19 protein-coding genes are annotated in these 20,469 nt (G+C 57.0%); 11 read left to right on the forward strand and 8 right to left on the reverse strand.

Going from position 1 to position 20,469, the window contains the following annotated elements:
• Positions 1–24: 24 nt before the first annotated feature.
• Complete coding sequence (locus tag AC2FJE_RS09535; RefSeq protein ID WP_496760895.1) at positions 25–516, reverse strand: DUF805 domain-containing protein; 492 nt, start codon at positions 514–516, stop codon at positions 25–27.
• 227 nt (positions 517–743) lie between these two features.
• Between AC2FJE_RS09535 and AC2FJE_RS09540 the strand changes: the two genes are divergently transcribed.
• A complete protein-coding gene (locus AC2FJE_RS09540; protein WP_282169978.1) occupies positions 744–1,511 on the forward strand; it encodes a DUF3658 domain-containing protein in 768 nt (255 codons plus the stop codon).
• A 197-nt stretch (positions 1,512–1,708) separates the two neighbouring features.
• On the opposite strand, the gene AC2FJE_RS09545 is transcribed toward AC2FJE_RS09540, so the two are convergent.
• The gene (locus AC2FJE_RS09545) at positions 1,709–2,662 is read right to left on the reverse strand and encodes an SDR family oxidoreductase (RefSeq protein WP_282169977.1); all 954 of its coding nucleotides are present in this window, start codon (positions 2,660–2,662) and stop codon (positions 1,709–1,711) included.
• A 160-nt stretch (positions 2,663–2,822) separates the two neighbouring features.
• Here AC2FJE_RS09545 and AC2FJE_RS09550 point away from each other — a divergent pair, with 160 nt between their 5' ends.
• Entirely contained in the window at positions 2,823–3,713 is an 891-nt protein-coding gene (locus tag AC2FJE_RS09550) for an AraC family transcriptional regulator (RefSeq protein WP_496723427.1), read from the forward strand.
• Between the two features lie 411 nt (positions 3,714–4,124).
• Here AC2FJE_RS09550 and AC2FJE_RS09555 read toward each other — a convergent pair whose 3' ends face one another.
• From AC2FJE_RS09555 to AC2FJE_RS09575, 5 genes are all read right to left on the reverse strand, one after another.
• Positions 4,125–5,519: an alpha/beta fold hydrolase gene (locus tag AC2FJE_RS09555; RefSeq protein ID WP_496760896.1), complete on the reverse strand. Its 1,395-nt coding sequence runs from the start codon at positions 5,517–5,519 to the stop codon at positions 4,125–4,127.
• Positions 5,520–6,177: 658 nt separating this feature from the next.
• Positions 6,178–6,780, reverse strand: a complete 603-nt coding sequence (locus AC2FJE_RS09560) for an amino acid synthesis family protein (protein ID WP_058272677.1) — start codon at positions 6,778–6,780, stop codon at positions 6,178–6,180.
• A gap of 13 nt (positions 6,781–6,793) precedes the next feature.
• Positions 6,794–8,893: a CoA transferase gene (locus AC2FJE_RS09565; RefSeq protein ID WP_282119694.1), complete on the reverse strand. Its 2,100-nt coding sequence runs from the start codon at positions 8,891–8,893 to the stop codon at positions 6,794–6,796.
• On the reverse strand, positions 8,890–9,690 hold the full coding sequence (locus tag AC2FJE_RS09570; protein WP_282119695.1) for an alpha/beta fold hydrolase: 801 nt from the start codon (positions 9,688–9,690) through the stop codon (positions 8,890–8,892). The genes AC2FJE_RS09565 and AC2FJE_RS09570 overlap by 4 nt, the downstream gene beginning before the upstream one ends.
• Positions 9,683–10,081: a RidA family protein gene (locus AC2FJE_RS09575; RefSeq protein ID WP_282119696.1), complete on the reverse strand. Its 399-nt coding sequence runs from the start codon at positions 10,079–10,081 to the stop codon at positions 9,683–9,685. Before AC2FJE_RS09575 ends, AC2FJE_RS09570 begins: the two co-directional genes overlap by 8 nt.
• 142 nt (positions 10,082–10,223) lie before the next feature.
• On the opposite strand from AC2FJE_RS09575, the gene AC2FJE_RS09580 reads away from it, so the two are divergent.
• Genes AC2FJE_RS09580 through AC2FJE_RS09595 form a run of 4 tightly spaced genes read left to right on the forward strand, consistent with a single transcriptional unit; the run spans position 10,224 to position 14,512 of the window.
• A complete protein-coding gene (locus AC2FJE_RS09580; RefSeq protein ID WP_282119697.1) occupies positions 10,224–11,705 on the forward strand; it encodes an aldehyde dehydrogenase in 1,482 nt (493 codons plus the stop codon).
• Between the two features lie 11 nt (positions 11,706–11,716).
• Positions 11,717–12,757 carry an LLM class flavin-dependent oxidoreductase gene (locus tag AC2FJE_RS09585; protein ID WP_282119698.1) on the forward strand — a complete coding sequence of 347 codons (1,041 nt, stop codon included), beginning with the start codon at positions 11,717–11,719 and terminating at the stop codon, positions 12,755–12,757.
• A 4-nt stretch (positions 12,758–12,761) separates the two neighbouring features.
• Positions 12,762–13,565 carry a carnitinyl-CoA dehydratase gene (locus AC2FJE_RS09590; protein ID WP_496760897.1) on the forward strand — a complete coding sequence of 268 codons (804 nt, stop codon included), beginning with the start codon at positions 12,762–12,764 and terminating at the stop codon, positions 13,563–13,565.
• The gene (locus AC2FJE_RS09595; RefSeq protein ID WP_282119699.1) at positions 13,562–14,512 is read left to right on the forward strand and encodes a 3-hydroxyacyl-CoA dehydrogenase NAD-binding domain-containing protein; all 951 of its coding nucleotides are present in this window, start codon (positions 13,562–13,564) and stop codon (positions 14,510–14,512) included. The genes AC2FJE_RS09590 and AC2FJE_RS09595 overlap by 4 nt, the downstream gene beginning before the upstream one ends.
• Here AC2FJE_RS09595 and AC2FJE_RS09600 read toward each other — a convergent pair.
• The gene (locus AC2FJE_RS09600; protein WP_282119700.1) at positions 14,509–15,564 is read right to left on the reverse strand and encodes a GlxA family transcriptional regulator; all 1,056 of its coding nucleotides are present in this window, start codon (positions 15,562–15,564) and stop codon (positions 14,509–14,511) included. The two genes, AC2FJE_RS09595 and AC2FJE_RS09600, sit on opposite strands and share 4 nt — an antisense overlap.
• Positions 15,565–15,684: 120 nt before the next feature.
• Here AC2FJE_RS09600 and AC2FJE_RS09605 point away from each other — a divergent pair, with 120 nt between their 5' ends.
• From AC2FJE_RS09605 to AC2FJE_RS09625, 5 genes are all read left to right on the forward strand, one after another.
• Positions 15,685–16,575, forward strand: coding sequence for a beta-keto acid cleavage family enzyme (locus tag AC2FJE_RS09605; protein ID WP_058272684.1), 891 nt, complete (start codon positions 15,685–15,687; stop codon positions 16,573–16,575).
• On the forward strand, positions 16,568–17,569 hold the full coding sequence (locus AC2FJE_RS09610) for an ABC transporter ATP-binding protein (RefSeq protein WP_282119701.1): 1,002 nt from the start codon (positions 16,568–16,570) through the stop codon (positions 17,567–17,569). The genes AC2FJE_RS09605 and AC2FJE_RS09610 overlap by 8 nt, the downstream gene beginning before the upstream one ends.
• 78 nt (positions 17,570–17,647) lie before the next feature.
• Complete coding sequence (locus AC2FJE_RS09615) at positions 17,648–18,754, forward strand: extracellular solute-binding protein (RefSeq protein ID WP_058272769.1); 1,107 nt, start codon at positions 17,648–17,650, stop codon at positions 18,752–18,754.
• A 62-nt stretch (positions 18,755–18,816) separates the two neighbouring features.
• Positions 18,817–19,665 carry an ABC transporter permease gene (locus AC2FJE_RS09620; protein ID WP_058272685.1) on the forward strand — a complete coding sequence of 283 codons (849 nt, stop codon included), beginning with the start codon at positions 18,817–18,819 and terminating at the stop codon, positions 19,663–19,665.
• Positions 19,662–20,459: an ABC transporter permease gene (locus AC2FJE_RS09625; RefSeq protein ID WP_108862254.1), complete on the forward strand. Its 798-nt coding sequence runs from the start codon at positions 19,662–19,664 to the stop codon at positions 20,457–20,459. Before AC2FJE_RS09620 ends, AC2FJE_RS09625 begins: the two co-directional genes overlap by 4 nt.
• Positions 20,460–20,469: the final 10 nt, after the last annotated feature.

Genomic DNA, 20,469 nt, shown 5'->3' on the forward strand with positions numbered 1-20,469 from the left:
GTGCCAGTGAGTGGTCATGTAATGCTATGACGGTGCGCCATATTCATTCGTTCCTTCCTGTGAGGGTCGCGAAAGCCACCAGATCATCAAGAGAGAAAGGACAAGTTGAATCGCGTACATGACCATCAAACCGGTTGCAACGAGAAAGGCTGCTGGTTCTCTCAAAGTCTCAGGGTCTTCAACGCCAGTTTCGAGCGCTGAAAAAACTGCAACCCCGGTCAGCAGCATGAACATCGTTGCGATACTGAAGGCCATTGGAAGGAGAAGATACCATCCAGGACGACCTGTATCATGTAATCGACGCCACCCCGCGGCGAGCATCGGAAGCAACATCGCCAGTTGGAAAACGGAGTTCAACAAGTTCGATCCCTCTTCTGTTTCCGGATCAGTGCCAAAAAGGACCGAACTGAGTACCGCCAACCCAACGCTGACCAGGACGACGAACAGAACAAACCACCAATATTCTGATCTCTGCGCGCGGCCCGAAAACACGACATATTTGGACAGGCAGGTCATGACCGATTGCGTGAAACCCATTGTAAAACCCCTCGTTTTGCTCTGGCAGTCCTATATTTACATCTTGAAAGGCTTACGAAAAACAGCGGCAGTGCAAGTTTCATGTGCAAGTGGAAAAATTCAGACTGGGAAACTGCGCGGAAAATGATTTACTTCAAGCTGCGTGCCCCCAAGCCGGGACGTGTCCCCTGACAACCCAAATCGCGCTCTTAAGCCAAAGGTAACCAATGTCACAGCCCGCATATCTACATCTGGTTTTGGGAGGAAGTGCCGGAGGTTGTCTACGCGCGGCAGTTGCAACTTACGGCCTGACAGGGCACGTGGATGTGTTCGATGATGATCTGAGCCACGGGCCTTTGAACGACAAACAATCGCGGGCGGCATATTTCAGAGAGCTTTTCCAAAACTATGGCCAGTTGCCTGACGATCCCTTTCCGTCACTAGTCGATTTCGACCGGATCTCGGCCCATTTGACGCAGGATCTCACGCCGGAAGTTTGCATATGGGCGGGTGAGAATGCATCAGAGCGGACGTTTTTGGAGATGGCATGTCATGGCCTGCGCCTTTTCAAAGGTTCGGTGACCCGAGTTGGAACGACTGGCTTAAAGTCACTGCCGTATATAGGTCCGCAAACTCCGGCTTTACTGGCGAGCCTTTTTGATCAACGCGAAGCGGTAGACCCGGTCACAAGAGCAACGCTTTCTTCTGATTTTCTGCGCCTGCGAGACAGTGGTGCTACACTGCGTATATGGGAAGCAGGCAAGATCGTCGATGTTTCCGACAATCTCTATGACAGTCTACTTTTATCATGCTGTGCAACAAACTGGACACCTGCTGCGCGCGTTGTCGGTACGGCCATGGGGCGATGCGACGAACACAACTTGTTGGGTGATGTGTTCTTATCTGGGAGGCTTCAGCATCTGATCATGCAAGGTATGATTGAGGCATCTGGCCCTCAAACAAGCCTGCGAGACTTTGACGTGCGACGTAGATAACGTTGCCGAACGTTACAGCAATACTTACGTTCAAAGAGGCGGAGGCTAATTGACTGGAGTTAGGGGGAATTGAGCATTCTTTGGAGCCTAGGGCCGTCTTTCAAAAAGCGACCCTTACTGCGCGCTGCGATCATATTTCCGCGTCCTTTAGGCTGAACCGATCTGCATTTGCTTTGCCGGTTCCGGTGGCAATGGGATCAGAGGTTCCACTCGAACCCAACTGCTTTTTCGGACACCTCCCAGAGACGCGACATAACAGCCTTGTCATGGGCATGCGCGTTCAGTGTGCCTTTGCCGACCGGGCCGACCGCTTCCAGACGGCCCGTCGGTCCATAAAGGGCGCGCTGCGCGCTCAGAGCCTCTTCGGTGGCACACATGACCTCAGGGTATGAGCCTTGTTCTGCGGTCTGGACCATCGGCGTCTTGGTCATCAGCCACCAGATGAAACGCATTGTGCGGCTGCCGCTTGTTGTGATCAGAGACGTCGCCGATGAGCCGGGATGGCAAACGTAGACCTCAACATAGGTGCGCCGCGCCGCGGCCAGACGGTCCTGCAGTTCGTAGGCGAACATCATCTGCGCCAGCTTGCTCTGCGAATATGCGGCGTTTGCGCCGTAGCCCTCACCCCAGTTCATGTCATCGAACTTGATTGTTTTGAGACCCATGTTGTAGCCGAGGCTCGCAACGACCACGATCCGGCCCTTGCATTCCGCGATGCGGTCAAAGAGCAGACCATTGAGCAGAAAATGTCCGTAGTGGTTGGTGCCAAGCTGGCTTTCGAACCCGTCGACGGTCAGCTTGCGCGTCGGCACCTGAGCGATGGCCGCATTGTTGATCAGCGCGTCGATCCGAGGCACCGTCTTCAGAACTTCTTCGGAAGCCTCGCGCACGTTATCCAAAACGGACAGGTCCATGCGGATGAAGCTCACATCTGCTTTCGCGCCGAATTCCTGTTTCAGGTCCGCGATTGCCGCCTCTGATTTCTCGGTAGAGCGGTTCAGCATGACCACCTTGGCGTTTTTCTTGAGAAGGATGCGCGCGGCCTGAAAGCCTGCGCCAGCGTTTGCACCGGTGATGATGTAGGTTCTGCCCGACTGGTCGCCGAGGCGCTCGGGTGTCCAACCTTTAGGTCCGAATGTCGTATCTGCCATATTCTATCTCCTTCCAGCCTTGGCCGGCGGTTGTGGTGTTATTGCTTGAACGCACAGATAGAATCTGACTGGGTACAGATACAGGCGATATCCTCTCGATTATTTGCCCAATCGTCTCAACCCCGTTGCAAAGAAGAAAGTTCCCTGCCAGCTTTAGTGCATGAGCAAAGACCAGATCAAAAACCTTGTCGAGCGCCGTCTGCCAGATGCAGGCCTTGTTGATACCGCACTAAGGGGCGTCCAGCTTTTCCGGGTGACCGAGGCGGTGCCTTGTGTTCCTGCCGTCTATGAGCCCACGGTCGTGGCCATTCTCAGTGGCGCCAAGGAAGCCGTACTGGACGGACAGCATTACGTGTACGGAAGCGACAAATACCTGCTTTGCCCCATGACTTTGCCGGTCGAAGCAGGCGCACCACGAGCTTCTGAAAGGGACCCGCTACTGGGAGTCATGATCACATTAGATCGACGCATGATGCGAGAGCTTACGATGGAGATCGAGGCCGCCACTGGAGGACGTAGACAGCCGCAAGGGAATGCGCCTTCGGCTTTGGAACTAGCGTCCTGGGATGTCGGTTTCACGCAGGCACTGTGGCGGCTTCTCGAGTTGCTCGACAATCCGGTTGACCTGGAGGTGCTCGGACATGGGCGACTGCGCGAGTTGTATTACGCGGTTCTCATGGGCGAAGCTGGGGCGGCGGCAAGACGGGCCTATGGCGTCGGCAACGAAATCGCGCGAACAATCGACTACCTTTCAACCCACTTGAACGAACAGGTCACCATTGACGACATGGCCGACCACGTTGGTATGAGCCGCGCGGTCTTCCATCGGCGCTTCAAGGAAGCCACGACAATGTCTCCGATCCAGTTTGTCAAATCGATGCGGCTGAACAACGCTGCGATGAAGATTGCGGAAGGAAAGACCGTGTCGGAGGCGGCATGGGATGTGGGGTATCAAAGCTCCTCTCAATTCAGCCGCGAATTTAAGCGGATGTACGGCCAGTCGCCCCGGCAATGGAGCAACGCGACGCAGGTGCCTCAACGATTGAACTGAGGGGCGCCTGTCACTGCAGGCTTGCAGCGAATGTCCGGAAAGCGGGCTGCGACTACAGCAATCTAGTCCATAGTTGAGCGACCGGTTTGGGCCGAAAGCGCCAGTTGGGCTGAACAGTGCGAACGGCAGAAAAGTCCGCGTTGCAGACATTCGCGACAACTTGCTTGAACGTCTACTTTCGCGGGAAGCTGCATCGGATGTGGGGCGATTAAATCACGGTGCGCATCCCAAACCCGATGATCCGCATTCTATCCATGAACAAAGACCACCGACTCTCCCTCGACGTCTTGGGCGTAGGAGAGCCTGACTGCATTTATCGCAACTCTGTGTTCCATTAATCTGGCGAAGTACTCTTGTTGCATTTGTTTTGAGAGAAATAGCGCCAGACCCGAAGGCACTTGGAGCAATAATTCAGCTGTGTTCAGCCAAGAAAGCCAAGGCGTCCCTCTCAAAACGCGGCCATTCCAGGTCGTTGTCAGGGATGGTATGGTTCGAGCTTTCGTAGGCGATGAACTTCGCGTTGGGTAATCCTTTTGCAAACAACCGTCCTTGTTCGACCGGCTGCATCCTGTCACTCGTCCCATGACAAACAAGGCACGGCACTTCGACCTCGGACAATATCGGTGTGATATCGATGTTATCAATCACGCCGCGATACCGCCCCATGTTTTCGGGTGAAATCATCTTGCGCATATCTTCGGCATATTGCCGCCGTTCTTCTTGGCTCGCGCCCGGCACGATGATTTGCGCCATTAAATCACGCAGAGACGGATAGTCATCATCCCACCCGGCAGTCATCATTTGCTTAATTGCGTTGGCGCGTTCCACATCTTTTTGCGACGTTCTTTTTGCCCGACCAATAGGGAACCCACCTATCATTACGATCGCAGACACACGGTCAGGTCGGCGCGCTGCGAAGGCAGCTGCCACTGCGGACCCCTGCGATATCGCAAGGATCGGCGCGCGTTTGATACCCGCTGCGTCGAAAACGGTTTCCAAGTCATCAACGAACCGTTCGAACGTGCAAGTTTCTGCATCCCAGTCGGATAGACCGTTGAGCCTGGCATCAAAACGGACCAAACGATGTCGTTGAGCGATGGAAGTGTAAATTGGAGCTTTCCCCGGATTGCGCCAGTCAAGTTCCAAGTGTCCAATCCAACTTGGCGCCTTTACGACCGGAGGACCGTCCCCAACTGAGCTCCAGGCCAGACTAATGTTGTCGTTAGTTTTGCAATAACGAATTTCCTGTGTTTTGGCGAAGTTAGCGCGCGATTTGGACACATGTTCATCGGTGAAGTTGATCGACAAAACTTCGATCGGCTGTTCAATGCCTTTGAACGTGTGAAGCCCTTCTCGGCGCAAACGTTTGGCATAGTCCGCTCCGGCAAGATCACAAAGTACCTTTGAGACCAGAATGCCCCCGGGTTCAGCTGCCGATTGGAGCCGCGCAGCGATGTTGACGCCGTCTCCGAAGATATCGTCGCCATCGACGGTGACGTCGCCGACATGCAAACCCGCTCTAAGCTGGATACGTTCCGGAACCAAATAGGGATGGTCTGGCTCTCTTAGCTCGGTTTGGATCGCAATTGCCGCTTCTAGGGCGTTTCCTGCTGACGGAAATTCAATCAATGCTCCGTCGCCCAACAGTTTGACCACCCGGCCAGATTTTTGCTCAACGATCGGCGTTACCAAATCGCGGTACAAGGTGTTCAGTGTTTTGAGAAGTAGCTTGGAGCCGCCCTGCATCATCCGACTGAAGCCGACGACATCGAGAGACACAATTGCAGCAAGACGACGTTGACTCATGGTTACTTCCCGCAAGTTGGCTCGAAAACACTACCACGTTCATAGACTGTTAGAACCGGCAACATGCCTAATAACTGTAAACGTGCAGTGGAATGATCGGTAACTAAGATCTCGAATTGACCAAAGACCGTGGAAGCGATCATTAAAAAGGTATGCCTATCCGTTTTCTCAGGGAACGGCGGGTTTGTCCGCATACCGGTCGTTTGCTGCAACTTGCTTGAATGTCCACTGTGCGGACGAAGCTGCCGGATGCTGTCGCCGCAAACATCGCGCCTCCTCACCAACAAAATCACCGGAGAGTTCGCGGCACTGCAGCGCGATTTCCCGAAAGCGGACGTTCAAGTCTACCAAATCGGGGCAACTCAAAATCGGTCGTTCGCTGCGCGAGCATCGAGCGTCTGAGTTGCGGACAGACCTGCCGTTAAGTTTTTCGCTCTCAATGACCGCTTCATGTGCTTTGCACCCGCAGCGAAAAGCACGTCGGGCTAAAGTGGCCTTTCGCTGCGAGGGCGATGGGCAACTATCGAGCCACCGAAGCCGACGTTCGCCTTTTTATTCATAGCTTGGGAAATTCCCACTAGGGTAGTCCAAACCCACCTCTATAGTTTGGGCGAGGTCATTGCACGCCTTGGTTTGATCGCGTGCAGATCGCGTCTGCTCAAACACCGGCAGGGTTCTCTACGTCGCGCCCCAAGGCTGCAAGATCAGAATATCGATCTCCGATACGATGATGCGGACGTCCTCGGGTCGCGGCCCCCAATGCGACGACAAGTTCATTCACATCAGGTGCGTCATAGATGGAAAACTGAACGGTCAGATAATGCGAGCGCCGACCCGTATCATGTTTGTCCATCAACGGGATCTGGATCTGGGTGTTTGCCGGTCCGCGCGTGTTAGTGAAACCAAGATAGCTTTTGGCATCAACGGCCTCGCGGTAGAAATTGCCAAACTGCAAAGTGTGGATCAGCGCCGAAGCGTGCTCCACTTCGCAGCTGGTTCCGGCGATGCAGGCTTTTCCGTAGGCCTCTATTGCGTCGCCCGAACCTGCCAATGTAATCAGGCGATCGGTCAGCATTTTGCCCAGAACGGGAGCCATGCGCTGGATCTCTGGCTGCAGGTCTTCGACGAACCCACGCCCCGCCCAGGGGTTTTCCACTACGGCTGCCACTCCGATCATGCGCAAGACAGGGTCAGAGGCACGTCCGCCTTCGGTATGGATGTCTTCGTCAAATGTAATGACTTTGCGCAGTTCGGGTATCATGGGAATTCTCCTGTCAGATGTGATATTTGTGATTTCCGGACAGTCTGTGCACAACGCCTTCGACTTCGGTTCCCTGATATATGCCGAAGGTGCCATGCCGGTGCTCTTGCGCGTATCTGCGCAAGAGAGAACGCTCGGCATCGTCGGACACCCGCGACAGTGGCAAGATATCAAGGGAGAAAAACGTCAACCCGGTATCGGCATCGCCCTGCACGCGCGCGTGATAGACGATGCGTTGCGCACCCGTTTCCGTGACCTGATAGACAGCATAAAGTTGCGTCAATTCTGCCTTCATCAATTCATCGCCCAGAGCCTTGAGTAAGGCCTGTGTCGAGGACGCGGATGGCAGCGTCACACTTCCGTCAGCCTCTTCTTTCAGCAGCAACCCGCCTTCGTGTGCCAAAACAGCCGCGATTGTCACATCACCTTTGGTTGCTGCTTCGGTCACCGCACGGTCCAACCCAAGATCAAAGTATGCGCCCTTGTAGTACCCCAGAGGATCCCCATCGGATGTCTCGAAGTCGAGCACACAACCAATAAGGATCAGATGATCCCCTGCATCCACCAGCCTATGTTGCGCGCAGCCAAAGCTGGCAAGGGCACCATCGATAACGGGCATGTCTTGCGCATTGGGATGCCATTTGACGCTGTTGAACTTCTCTGGCGACTGCGAGGCAAAGAGGCCCGAAACCTCCTTTTGATCATCTGCCAGAATGTTGACCGTGAAATGATCACAGGTTGCGAATGTGTCGCAGGAAAGTGCAGCCTTGCCGATGCAGACCAGCAAGAGTGGTGGGTCGAGCGAGACAGAAGAGAAGGAATTTGCCGTAAAGCCACGCGGCGTGCCGTCAGACTGGCGGGTCGTGACAACCGTGACCCCCGTGGCGAAACGCCCAAAGGCGTCGCGCAGGGTGCGCTTGGTTTCCGGTGCCATGGGTGATGAGGTTGGCGTCAGGGTCTCAAGCACGTCATTGTCCGCCCCCAGAGCGGGTGGCGGGTTCAATGTCCCATGCCCGTGCGCGCCAAAGCGCAGCGGGTTGGCGGCAACCGTCCAGGGCCTCGTTTCAGCATCCGGGCCGTGCACCTGTGTGAGCATTTTACGAGCCTCGATATGGGGGTCGCGGGCAATGTCCTGAATGGTGTTTAATGGGCCAAAGGGAACCTCACCGCCCAGTGTTTTGGTCAGCTCAGCTTTGCTCAGCTTTGAGAACCAGCCTGAGACCAGGCGGTCAACCTCACCCGCGTGGGCAGCCCGTGCGCTGCGCGAGGCAAACCGGGGATCAGTACCAAGGGCAGGCTTCCCCATCAGCTCAGTCAAACGGCGCCAAAACGCATCGTCGACGATGCCAAGCGCCACGTGCCCGTCCGCTGCCGGGTACAATCCGAACGGGCTGAGAAAGGGGTGCCCGTTGCCTTCGGGCCCCGGCACCTTGTCGGTGTAATCATGAAGGTAGACCATGCGCTCGCACAAAGAGATCATGGCGTCGTACATGGCCACGTCGACGAACTGTCCTTTGCCGGTTGCTTCCGCCTCGCGCAAGGCGGCCATGATGCCAAAAGCCATCATCATGCCGGTGAAGATGTCGCCGACGCCGGGGCCGGTCTTGGTGGGGCTGTCGGCGTTCGGCCCGGTGATGGACATCAATCCGCCCATAGCTTGCGCTACCACGTCATAGGACGGCCAGTGCGCATATGGGCTTGTCCCTGTGCGCGGATCGCCAAATCCTCTGATTGCCGCATAGACGATTCTTGGGTTCAGCTCGGCGAGTGTTTCATAAGAAAGGCCCAGGCGATCCATCACGCCGGGCCGAAAGTTTTCGACAATGACATCCGCAGTGGCGGCAAGCGCGCGAAACTGGTTCTTTCCCCCATCTGATTTCAGGTCCAGTTGGATGCTCTTCTTGCCGCGGTTCAAACTGACGAAGTAACCGGCCCAGTTGTGATCGGGATCATCGTCGCGGAATGGGCCATTGCCACGGCTCGTATCGCCCGTACCCGCTTCGATCTTGATCACCTCTGCACCGTGATCCGCAAGGTGCATGGTGCAGTAAGGGCCGGATAACATGCGGCTCAGATCCAGCACGCGCAGACCTTTCAGGATTTGTGTGCTCATATGGCCATTTCCAGACCATCAAGAAAGCCGCGCAGGGGGGCGTTCACGGCGTCGGGGTTTTCGGCCAGCGCCATGTGACGGAGACCCGAAAGGATAACAGCCTTTGATTGCTCAATCTCTGCGGCTATGGCGCGGGTCATTTCGGGGCCGTTGCCATAGTCTTCGTCGCCGGTGATCACCAGTACAGGACAGCTGATGGGCGGCGTTGGGGCCACGATTTCGTCGATGCCATCCGCCAATACACGATAGATCGTGTGATAAATGCTAATGTCGTTTGCCTTTACCCAGCCGCGCACGGTGTCCATCATTGCCGGGTTGGCCTGTCGGAAATTTGCCGTAAACCAGCGTTCCAACGCGGCCTCCACAGTGGCTTGTGGTCCGTCTCGGCGGGCTTGATCGACACGTTTTAGAATAGCAGCCTGAGCCGCATCGGTGCGTTTGTGGGGTGAGTGCAGGATTGCCAGTGCGTCCGCCTTGGCCGGACGGTCCTGCGCAAACCGACGCGCGATCATGCCGCCAAGGGAAAACCCCACCAAGGTCGCTGAGCGGACATCACAGTGATCCAGTAGGGCCGCCAGTTGATCCGAAAACAGCGATAGACTCGGCCTCGCGGGCGGCGGTGTACTTTGTCCATGTCCGAAAAGGTCATAGTGCAGCACGCGGTATTGATCACTCAGCGCGGGGGTCGTCCACTGCCAACAGTCATGGTTCAGACCCAGGCCGTGGATCATCACCACGACCGGCCCAACCCCAGGCCCAGCCCAGCTGTAGGCAGTACCATCAGGCGCCTTAAGCATCGTCTAACGGGCGGTAGGCGACCACCTCGACCTCTACCCGGACATCGACCAGCAGATCGCTGACCACCGCCGACCGAGTGGGCGGTTCTATTGGAAAGTACTCCCCGTAGACCGCATTGAAACCGGGAAAGTCGCTGCGATCCCGCAACCAAACCATCGCTTTGATCACATCATCGCGGGTGCAGTCCGCCAGCGCCAGCGTGGCGGTGATGTCATCCAGCACGGCGCGGGTTTGCTCCTTTACCGTGCCGGTGGTCATAGGCGCGCCATCTTTCATGGGGATTTGCCCGGTCAGATACACAAAATCACCCGCCCGTATGGCACGCGACAGGGACAAGACCCGCCCGCCAATTTCAAGCGGGCCGCCAATCACTTGCTTTTTCTTCGCCATAAATACGGCCTCCCTTGCGGCAAGCCTGCCTTGATCCATCAAAAGCGCTTTCAGATTTTTCGACAACCTTTGTCGTAATTTCGTGCACATGTGACGCAAAAGCGGAGATGAATGAGAGGGTAACAGAGGGGGGATGCAGGCCATGGGTGAAATCACCAACTACCAAATGCTGATCGACGGACAGTGGTGTGATGCAGAGGACGGCGGCACCTTTGACAGCGTGAACCCCGCTGATGGCAACGTCTGGAGCCGTGTGCCCGAAGCGACCGAGGCTGACGTGAACCGTGCAGTTGAGGCCGCACATGCCGCATTCACAACCGGACCCTGGGCAGGCATGACGCCGACGCAACGGGGCAAGTGCCTGCGCAAGCTGGGCGATCTGCTGGCGGAACATTCAGAAGCATTGGGGCGCACGGAATCCATTGATACCGGCAAGATGCTAAAGGAGACCCGCTGGCAGGCGACGTATATCGCCGAGTTCTTTCACTTCTTTGCAGGCTGTGCCGACAAGGTCAGCGGCGAAACACTGCCCATCGACAAACCCGACATGTTCGTCTTCACGAGGCGTGAACCCCTTGGGGTGGTGGCTGCCGTGGTGCCGTGGAATTCGCAACTGTTTCTGGTGGCCGTCAAGATTGGCCCGGCGCTTGCGGCTGGCAATACCGTCGTGCTGAAAGCCTCTGAACATGCCAGTGCGGCGATGCTGGAGTTTGGTAAGCTGATTGAAGAGGCGGGCATTCCCCCCGGCGTCGTCAACATCATCACCGGCCATGGGGAGCCCTGCGGCCGTGCGCTCACAGGTCATCCGCTCGTGGCCCGTGTGTCCTTTACCGGAGGGCCAAATGCCGCGCGGCATGTGCTGGAGAACGTCAAACGAAATTTTGCCGAAGTGTCGTTGGAATTGGGGGGCAAATCCCCGTTCATCGTCTTTGACGATGCCAATATCGAAAGCGCTGTAAACGCCTCTATCGCGGGCATCTTTGGCGCCACGGGGCAAAGCTGTGTGGCTGGGTCACGGCTTTACCTGCACGAAGACATTGCCGATCAATTCCTTGAGCAGATGACCGCGCTGGCCCGCCAGATCGTGATTGGGGACCCGCTGGCGGATGAGACCCAGATGGGGCCATTGTGCACCACCGGACAGTTAGAGCATATCCAACGAGAAGTGGCGCATGCCCAAACAGAAGGCGGCAAAGTGCTGGTCGGCGGCAAGCAGCCAAAGGGGATGTCTGGCCTGTTCTATGAACCCACGATCATCGAAGTCCCTCGTCAGGATCTGCGCATTGTCGACACTGAATTGTTTGGCCCGGTTCTGTCGGTGCAGCGGTTCAAAACCGAGGAAGAGGTGCTCGCATTGGCCAATGATAGCGAACATGGGCTGGCAGCAGGTATCTTTACCCGCGACAGCGCGCGCTCCCTGCGCATGGCGGGGGCAGTGCGTGCCGGTATCGTCTGGGTGAACACCTATCGGGTGGTGTCTCCGATTGCGGAGTTCGGGGGCAACAAAGGATCGGGATATGGCCGCGAAAGCGGGTTCCAGGCGATCTACGACTATACCCGCCCAAAGACGATCTGGATGAACACGTCTGATGAACCGATGGCCAATCCGTTTGTAATGCGTTGAGGGAGAGAACAATGAAATTCCAACTTGCCGTGAACATGGAGCGGATCGACGACAATCTGGACATGCAGGATGTCGCCCGTCACACGCTGGAGATGGTGCAGATCGCCGAAGAGGGTGGGTTTGATATCGTCTGGGCCGCCGAGCACCACGCGTTGGAAATGACCATCGCGCCAAACCCTTTCCAGATCCTTACTTGGTGGGCTGCCGAAACCAGCCGCATCCGTCTGGGCACGGCCGTTGCGACGGCGGCCTATTGGCACCCGATCAACCTGGCGGGCGAAGCGGCGTTCACCGATCTGATCACCGGCGGGCGGTTGGAATTCGGCATCGGTTCGGGGGCCTATCAGCGCGAGTTTGACCGAATGAGACCGGGGCTCAAGCAATCTGATGCCTGGCGTTACATGCAGGAAATGCTGCCTGCGGTGCGTGAGCTTTGGAAGGGCGACTACGAACACAACGGGGAATACTGGCAATTCCCGACCTCGACCTCAGTGCCAAAGCCGCTTCAGAAGGAGGTGCCGGTCTGGGTCTCTGCGCGCTCACCCATCACCTATGACTACGCTATGCGGGAAAGGTGCCATGTGAACTGCTGGCCGTTCACACGTCCCTTTGCAGAGGCCGAACTCTACAAGAAACAACTGGATGAGGCGATTGAAAAGGCCGACAACGGCTGGGTGCCACGCTTCGCCTTGATGCGCCATTCATGCGTTTATGACAACGCAGCCGATGGTGAAAACGCGATGCGGGCGATCCGCCGCCTGCTGAGCCAGTTCGAAAACCTGTTTCGCAATCTGGGCGATGTGAAGGACGGCTTCCCCGCCTCCATCCCGCTGGATGAACTGGAGGGACGGGAACAATACGACCCCGTGATGTTGGAGGAGAACTTGATGTTCGGTTCTCCCGACCGGGTCATCGAAAAGCTGAAGCGCTATCAGGCGCTGGGTGTGAATGAGTACATCTATTACGCCTCCATGGGGCTCGATCACGCTTCACAACAGAAATCCCTGCGCATGTTCGTCAACGAAGTAATGCCAGAATTCAAAGAGGGATAAGCAGATGTCAGACGGCGTTAAGGTTCACCGCGAGGGTCATGTTCTGGAAGTCACGCTGGAGCGCGACAAGGTGAATGCCATTGATGTGCCCACGTCACAGGCGCTGGCTGCAGCCTTTCAGGAGCTGCACGAAGACAAGGATCTGCGCTGCGCGATCCTGACCGGTGGTGGAGAGAAGATATTCTCGGCTGGGTGGGACCTAAAGGCGCTCAATGACGGAGAGATGCAGCTCGATAATTGGTGGGAGACCGATGACTACGGCTTTGGCGGCTTCACCGGGCTCACTGAAAACTGGGCGCTGAACAAGCCCGTAATTGCTGCGATCAATGGGTTGGCCATTGGTGGCGGGTTCGAGATGGCGTTGGGGTGCGACCTGCTGATCGCCGCCGATCACGTGGAATTCGGGCTGCCGGAAATGCCCCTAGGCATCGTGCCGGACGCGGGCGCGCTGCAACGATTGCCGCGCCGCATTCCGCACAACATTGCGATGGAGATGTTCTTGCTGGGCCGCCGCATGACCGCGCAGGAAGCAGCGCACTATGGGCTGGTCAACAAGGTGGTGCCGAAAGAGCAGTTGATGGATGCTACGCGCGAATGGGCGGCTTCGATTGCCTGGTCGGCACCGCTTGCGATGCAATCCGTCAAAGAGGTGCAGCGCGAAATCGAATGCGTGCCACTGGAGCAGGCGTTTCACAAGATGCGCACGGACCCGATGCCGATCTATCGCAAGATGCTCAAATCAGATGATGCTGCCGAAGGGGTGGCGGCTTTCGTGGAAAAGCGCGAACCCAACTTCAAAGGTGAATGATGTATCCTGATCCTATCAGCGTCACCCGCATCACCAGCATTGGCGCGGGCCCAATTGGCGGCGGCTGGGCGGCGCATTTTCTGGCCCGTGGCTATGATGTGACGGCCTATCTGCATGACACCAGTGAAACTGAAGCATTCCATTCGATCCTCAACACCGCCTGGGGCAGTCTGACGGATCTGGGGCTGGCTGAGGGCGCGTCTTTGGACCGTCTCCGCATTGTCACCGACCTTGAACAGGCGCTGGAGGGTGCGCAGTTCGTGCAGGAAAGTGCACCGGAGCGGTTGGAGATCAAACAATCGCTTTACGCACAGATGGGAGAGGTGCTGCCGCCTGACGTTGTCATCGGCTCCTCAACCTCCGGTCTGACAATGAGCGAGATCCAAGCCAAATGCGCGACCCCTGAACGCTGCGTGATCGGACACCCGTTCAATCCGCCCTACCTGCTGCCGCTGGTCGAGATTGTGGGCGGTGACAAAACTGCGCCGGATGCCGTGGTATGGGCCGGGAAGTTTTACGAAATTGCGGGCAAAGCGCCGCTGTTGATGAAAAAAGAAATCCCCGGCTTCGTCGCGACGCGCCTGCAAGAAGCGCTCTGGCGCGAGGCCTTGCACATGGTTGCCAATGGCGAGGCGACGCCGGAAGACATCGACATTGCCTTGATGAATGGGCCTGCGCCGCGCATGGTGTCCCAAGGTCAGTGTATGGCCTTTCACGTGGCCTGTGGCGCGGGCGGCATGGCGACCAATCTGGATCAGTTTGGCCCCGCGCTAAAGCTGCCCTGGACTCGGCTGGAGGCACCAGAACTCACCCGAGAGCTGCGTGGCCGCATGGTCGATGGTTGCAATGACATCGCCGGAGATCGCCACTTTGAGGATATGGCCGCGCAGCGCGATCGAGAGATTGTCGCAGTGTTGCGCGCGTTGCGCGAGGCGCGGTTGGATTAGGGACGGCCCGGAATCTCCTTAAGCGTTGAAAGGAAATCTGACAGGGAACCGGGCCAACTCGGCGCCGGTTCATTTGCAGGCCATGCCTCTCGGTATTCCGAAGGGCGGCGACCAAAGAATTTGCCAAAGGAATAGGCAAAATGGGACAGGGTGTTGAACCCTGACGCGGTGGCAATCTCGCGCACGCTGAGATCGGTGGAGATCAGCAGCAACCGCGCATTCTGCAACCGTCGCAACAAACCGAACTGCACCACAGTGCAACCGACGTGTTTCTTGAATTTCCGCTCTAGCTGTCGCTGCGAGACATCCAGCTTATCAGCGATCTCCGGCACGCTGAGCGGTTCTTCTATGTTCCCTTCGATCAGCGTCATCGCCTCACGCACCAGCGGCAGCATGGTCTCCGTGCTGCGCCCCATGGTGGACCGCTGTGACGCACCCGCGTTGCGGATCGGGTGATGCAACATTTGATCGGCAATTTCGCCCGAAAAGCCACTGCCATGGGTGCGCTCGATCAAACGAAGCATTAGATCCACGCCCGCGAGCCCACCCGAGCAGGTCATGATCTTGCCCTCGATGGTGAACAGGCATTCCTGCACATCCACCCGGTTAAAGCTTTCGCGAAAACCGCTGAGCCAGGACCAGTGGATCGTCGCCGGCTTTCCGTCCAACAGACCCGCCCGCGCGACAATATAGCAGCCAAGCTCAACCCCGCAGATACTGCTCCCCGCCCGCGCGCGCTTGCGCAGCCAAGCGGTAAGCGCGCGGTTATCGTAATGCTCCGTCCCCCAGCTGCCCAAAACAAAAATGTAATCCGCTGGCGGCAGGTTGTCCTGCTCTGCTGAAACGCGGGTTGTCATGCCATTGCTGGCCACGATTTCAGTGCCGTCAAAGGACACGATGTCCCAAGAAAACAGGGGCTCTGCCGAAAGATAATTCGCGATCCGCATCGTTTCGGTCATGGTGATCAATGTGGTTATGTTGAACCGTGGGACCACCACAAAAATGGCATGATGCACAGCGCGGGGCGTCTGCTGGGTCATGTCGATTTGCATGAGCTAAAGTCCAGATTGCATAGTGCGATTTTTCGCCAGCATAGCCGAAAGACTGTCGGATAATCGACATCTTTCTTACCCTTTCCCGCGTCAAGCTGAAAAAAATAGGGGGTTTGCCAGATGAACTATGAGGTTGTCCTGACTTGCGCCGTGACTGGCGCGGGCGATACCACGGGCAAAAGTCCGCATGTGCCCGTCACGCCGAAAGAGATCGCTAATGCGGCGATTGAGGCGGCCAAGGCAGGGGCCTCCGCCGCGCATATTCACGCGCGTGATCCCGAGACGGGCCAAGGCTCACGCGACCCGAAGCTTTTCAAGGAAATCGTGGACCGGGTGCGCGACAGTGACACCGATGTGGTGATCAATGTGACCGCCGGGATGGGCGGCGACTGGATCTCGGACCCGGCCAACCCAGCGATGCCGGGCCCCGGCACGGACATGATCGGCCCCGAGGAACGGCTCGCTCACATCAAGGAATGCTTGCCCGATATATGTTCACTGGATTGCGGGACACTGAATTTCTCTGACACGGACATGATCTATATCTCTACCCCGCCAACTCTGCGGCGTATGGCGGCATTGGTGCAGGAATGGGGGGTGAAGCCGGAACTGGAAGTCTTTGACCTTGGCCATATCCGCTTCGCCAAGGCGATGGTGGATGAGGGGCTGATTGATGCGCCTCCCATGTTCCAGCTTTGTCTGGGCATTCCCTGGGGCGCGGATCAGACCGTCGAAACCATGGCTGCCATGAAAGCGCAACTGCCTGCCGGGGCCAGCTGGGCCAGCTTCGGGATTGGACGCGGTCAAATGCCCATGGCAGCGGCCTCTGTCGCGTTGGGTGGCAATGTGCGCGTAGGGCTGGAGGACAACATCTATTTGGAGCGCGGGGTTCTGGCGACCAACGGCCAGCTTGTCACCCGTGCCCGCGAGATCATTGAGCGCATGGGGGGGCGTGTGCTGACCCCGCAAGAGGCGCGCAACAAGCTGAAGTTGAGAGGCGCGGATGGCTGACCTCGCCGATACAGGCAGTTTGCAGGTGCGTAATGTCTCGAAACTGTTCGGGACATTCCGGGCAGTCAACAACATCAGTCTGGATATTCAGAAAGGTGAGTTTCTGACTCTGCTGGGCCCCTCGGGGTCGGGCAAGACCACGCTGTTGATGATGATCGCGGGGTTCCTCGATATCTCTGAAGGGGACATTGCGCTGGATGGGTCCTCCATCGCGCAAACCCCCGCGGAAAAACGCAATTTTGGCATGGTGTTTCAGGGCTACGCGCTGTTCCCCCATATGAGCGTGCGAGACAACATCGGATACGCCTTGAGTGTGCGCAAACGTCCCACGTCAGAGATTAGGGCGCGGGTCGACGAGATGCTGGAATTGGTTCAGCTGCAGGATTTCGCGGACCGCAAGCCGGGGCAGCTGTCCGGCGGGCAGCAACAGCGCGTCGCGCTGGCACGTGCGCTGTGTTTTGCGCCACCGGTGTTGCTGTTGGACGAACCGCTTGGCGCGCTTGACAAGAAACTGCGGGTCGAGGTGCAGGAGCAACTCAAGGATATTCACCGCCGAGTTGGCACGACCTTCATCTACGTCACCCATGATCAGGAAGAAGCGCTGTCCATGTCGGACCGCATCGTGATCATGCGCGACGGGGCGATTGAACAGATTGGTACGCCTCAGGAGCTCTATGAGCGGCCAGTGAACCAGTTCACGGCCAGTTTCTTGGGCAAATCCAACTTCATTCAGCAAGACGGCAAAACTTACGCCCTGCGTCCCGAAAAAATCGACCTGCGCAAAGGCGCGGGCCATGCGGAGGCACAGACGAGTGGGGTGGTGCGCTCTATTACCTACTTTGGTTCAATGCAGCGCGTCATCGTGGATGCCAGCGATGGTACCGAAATCGAAGTGGACATCGATGTCTGGCGCAACAGCGAAGCCTTGAACGAAGGCGATACCGTGGACCTGTTGTGGAAAGACGAAGCTGCTGTGGAATTACAAACGGGCTAAAGCCCCAAAAACGTGTGCCGCCAAAAGGTGCCATTGAGCAAAAGTCCGGGAACTCCCGAACCCAATAGGAGGATGAAAATGCACGATAGACAATTCAAGAAAGAGATGCTGCAAGACAGCGCGCAGGCCTACAAGAAAGGCCGCATGGATCGCCGCACGTTCCTGGCGCTTTGTGGTGCCTCGGGCGTGGCGATGAGCGCCGTGATGGCAGGTGATGCCGAAGCCGCTGCTGATCACGTGGTGATGTGGAACTGGGGTGGCCAGTCTGAAGAATGCCACGGCTCCGCCATTGGCGATGCCTTCACCGCCAAGACTGGCAAGGGACTGAAATTTGACACCTCCGGCCCTCTGGAAGGCAAGATCAAGGAAATGGTCGACAGCGGCAATGTCACTGCCGACGTTGCGGACGCAGACCTTTTCAATGCCGTGTCCCTTGGGCCAACAGGCCATCTGGAACCAATTGATTACTCTGTTGTTTCCAAGGAAAAGACCCTGCCAGGCTATGCGCTGGAATATGGGGTTTCGATCATCCTTTATGGCTATGCCTTTGTCTATGACACCGAAGCCTATGGCGATAATCCCCCGCAGAACTGGGCGGATTTCTTTGATACCGCCAAATTCCCGGGCATGCGCTCGCTGTACAAATGGGCCAATGGCTCGCTCGAAGCAGCACTTATGGCGGATGGCGTTGCGGGCGATGCGCTTTACCCGTTGGACATGGATCGCGCCCTCGCCAAGATCAAATCGATCAAGGACAACAGCCTTTACTGGGGCTCAGGGTCCGAGGCGCATTCCATGGTAGTGAATGGCGAAGTCTCGCTCGGCATGGTCTGGCAGAACCGGGGACGTAACATCGAAAATGACACCGATGGGCGCTACAAGCTGGTGAACAATCAGGCCATGGCGATGCCGGGGGCCTATATCGTGCCCAAGGGCAACCCCGCAGGTGCGGCCGTAATGGACTTCATCGCCACAGCGCAAGAGGTGCCTGCACAGCTGGCGCTGCTTGATTGCCTTGGTATGACGCCCTCTAACCCCGAAGCCTTCGGCCAGATCCCCGAAGATCAGCAGCCTTATGCGATCACCTCGGCAATGAACATCGACAAAATCGTTTATAACGATCCCGACTGGTGGGGGAAAAACGGCGGTGATGCGGTGAACGCCTTCCTTGAGGCGATCAGCTAAACACGCCTGATAGCCGCCCGTGTCTTCCTGCGGGCGGCCATCGATTTGGCCCAGGACATTTCATGCAAGCCTTCACCCGACATATCCACCCCGGCTGGCTGATCATCGCACCTTTGATGCTGATGGTCATAGCGCTCTATCTGGGGCCGATCCTGAACATCCTGTGGCTCAGCGTCACGGACCCGGAACCTGGATTGAGTAATTACGCCAAACTGGCGGAAAGCGATGCGCTGATCCGCATTGTCTGGACTACGGTGCGCATCTGCATCATCACCACGATGTTCAGTGTCACGCTGGGCTATTCCATCGCCTATGCCATGGTGCACTGCCACCAACGCCAGAAGAACTATATGCTGACGTTGCTTCTTGTGTCCTTTTGGATTTCCATCCTTGTGCGCACTTTTAGCTGGCTGATGCTGCTGGGGCGCAAAGGGTTGGTGAACGGTACGCTGGAAAACATTGGACTGATTGCCGAGCCCATCGCCTTTATGCGCAATGAGTTGGGCGTGCTGATCGGCATGGTGCATTACATGATCCCCTATGCGGTACTGCCACTGCTGGTCTCGATGCAATCGCTTGATACGCGTGTGATGGATGCCTCGCGCAATCTGGGCGCCAGCAGCACGCAGACCTTCTGGCGCATTTACCTGCCACTGACCCTGCCAGGGTTGGTGGCTTCGACCCTGCTGGTCTTCATCCTGAGCCTTGGGTTTTACGTCACCCCTGCCGTATTAGGCGGTGGCAAAGTGCTCATGGTGGCAGAGTACATTTCTGTGCAATTGCTGGTCACCCTGAAGTGGGGCACAGCCGCGATGCTGGCGGCAATCATGCTGACGGGCGTTCTGGCGATGCTGTGGATCATGTCGCGTTTCATGAAGCTCAGCACCGTGTTTGGGGGGGCTGCACGATGACATCAGGTCTGTTCTCCAAGTTCAACCGCGTGGGCGCATGGGTTTTGTTGCTGTTTCTGGTGACGCCCGCGCTGATCGCCATTCCCGTATCACTGACGCCAAAGCGTTTTCTGTCTATGCCAAAGGGCGAATTGTCCCTGCGCCATTTTCAAAAGCTGTTCACTTCCGAGGAATGGCTGTCGAGCTTTTTCCAAAGTGGCGTGATCGCAGTCTCGACCTCACTGCTGGCAACATTCCTTGGCACGCTCTGTGCCATTGGCCTGTGGCGGGTATCCTCAAAGTATTCCGAGCTGATGCGCGCCTTCCTGCTGCTGCCGCTGATCATCCCGCAGATCATTTCTGCCATGGCGTTCTATCGACTGTGGATCCCGCTTGGCCTGTTGGACAGCTACGCCGGGCTGATCCTCGCGCATACGATCTTGGCAGCCCCCATGGTGCTGATCACAGTCAGCGCCTCGCTGGCGACCTTTGATCCCAAATTGGAACAAGCCTCCAAGAACCTTGGTGCTTCGAACTGGACCACAATGCGCCTGGTGATCCTGCCCTCAATCAAACCGGGGGTCTTTGCCGGAGCGCTTTTTGCCTTCATTCTCAGCTGGGATGAAATTGTCGTGACGCTGTTCATCTCCAAATACACCGTCTACACCCTGCCGCGCCGCATGTGGAACGGCATCCGCGAAAACACCGATCCGACGGTAGCCGCCGCCGCTGTGGTGTTGATCGCCATCACGCTTATTGCCTTCGTGATCTTTTCGATCATGTCCCGTCGTAACGACAAGTCCGAAGCCCCATAAAGGAGGCGCC

It is taken from the genome of Ruegeria sp. CDSC002 (assembly GCF_059610905.1).

What these genes read in the sequence shown, in the direction of transcription:
- AC2FJE_RS09535 (WP_496760895.1), bottom strand. Translation starts at nt 516, where the DNA reads ATGACCTGCCTGTCCAAATATGTCGTGTTTTCGGGCCGCGCGCAGAGA.
- AC2FJE_RS09540 (WP_282169978.1), top strand. Translation starts at nt 744, where the DNA reads ATGTCACAGCCCGCATATCTACATCTGGTTTTGGGAGGAAGTGCCGGA.
- AC2FJE_RS09545 (WP_282169977.1), bottom strand. Translation starts at nt 2,662, where the DNA reads ATGGCAGATACGACATTCGGACCTAAAGGTTGGACACCCGAGCGCCTC.
- AC2FJE_RS09550 (WP_496723427.1), top strand. Translation starts at nt 2,823, where the DNA reads ATGAGCAAAGACCAGATCAAAAACCTTGTCGAGCGCCGTCTGCCAGAT.
- AC2FJE_RS09555 (WP_496760896.1), bottom strand. Translation starts at nt 5,519, where the DNA reads ATGAGTCAACGTCGTCTTGCTGCAATTGTGTCTCTCGATGTCGTCGGC.
- AC2FJE_RS09560 (WP_058272677.1), bottom strand. Translation starts at nt 6,780, where the DNA reads ATGATACCCGAACTGCGCAAAGTCATTACATTTGACGAAGACATCCAT.
- AC2FJE_RS09565 (WP_282119694.1), bottom strand. Translation starts at nt 8,893, where the DNA reads ATGAGCACACAAATCCTGAAAGGTCTGCGCGTGCTGGATCTGAGCCGC.
- AC2FJE_RS09570 (WP_282119695.1), bottom strand. Translation starts at nt 9,690, where the DNA reads ATGCTTAAGGCGCCTGATGGTACTGCCTACAGCTGGGCTGGGCCTGGG.
- AC2FJE_RS09575 (WP_282119696.1), bottom strand. Translation starts at nt 10,081, where the DNA reads ATGGCGAAGAAAAAGCAAGTGATTGGCGGCCCGCTTGAAATTGGCGGG.
- AC2FJE_RS09580 (WP_282119697.1), top strand. Translation starts at nt 10,224, where the DNA reads ATGGGTGAAATCACCAACTACCAAATGCTGATCGACGGACAGTGGTGT.
- AC2FJE_RS09585 (WP_282119698.1), top strand. Translation starts at nt 11,717, where the DNA reads ATGAAATTCCAACTTGCCGTGAACATGGAGCGGATCGACGACAATCTG.
- AC2FJE_RS09590 (WP_496760897.1), top strand. Translation starts at nt 12,762, where the DNA reads ATGTCAGACGGCGTTAAGGTTCACCGCGAGGGTCATGTTCTGGAAGTC.
- AC2FJE_RS09595 (WP_282119699.1), top strand. Translation starts at nt 13,562, where the DNA reads ATGATGTATCCTGATCCTATCAGCGTCACCCGCATCACCAGCATTGGC.
- AC2FJE_RS09600 (WP_282119700.1), bottom strand. Translation starts at nt 15,564, where the DNA reads ATGCAAATCGACATGACCCAGCAGACGCCCCGCGCTGTGCATCATGCC.
- AC2FJE_RS09605 (WP_058272684.1), top strand. Translation starts at nt 15,685, where the DNA reads ATGAACTATGAGGTTGTCCTGACTTGCGCCGTGACTGGCGCGGGCGAT.
- AC2FJE_RS09610 (WP_282119701.1), top strand. Translation starts at nt 16,568, where the DNA reads ATGGCTGACCTCGCCGATACAGGCAGTTTGCAGGTGCGTAATGTCTCG.
- AC2FJE_RS09615 (WP_058272769.1), top strand. Translation starts at nt 17,648, where the DNA reads ATGCACGATAGACAATTCAAGAAAGAGATGCTGCAAGACAGCGCGCAG.
- AC2FJE_RS09620 (WP_058272685.1), top strand. Translation starts at nt 18,817, where the DNA reads ATGCAAGCCTTCACCCGACATATCCACCCCGGCTGGCTGATCATCGCA.
- AC2FJE_RS09625 (WP_108862254.1), top strand. Translation starts at nt 19,662, where the DNA reads ATGACATCAGGTCTGTTCTCCAAGTTCAACCGCGTGGGCGCATGGGTT.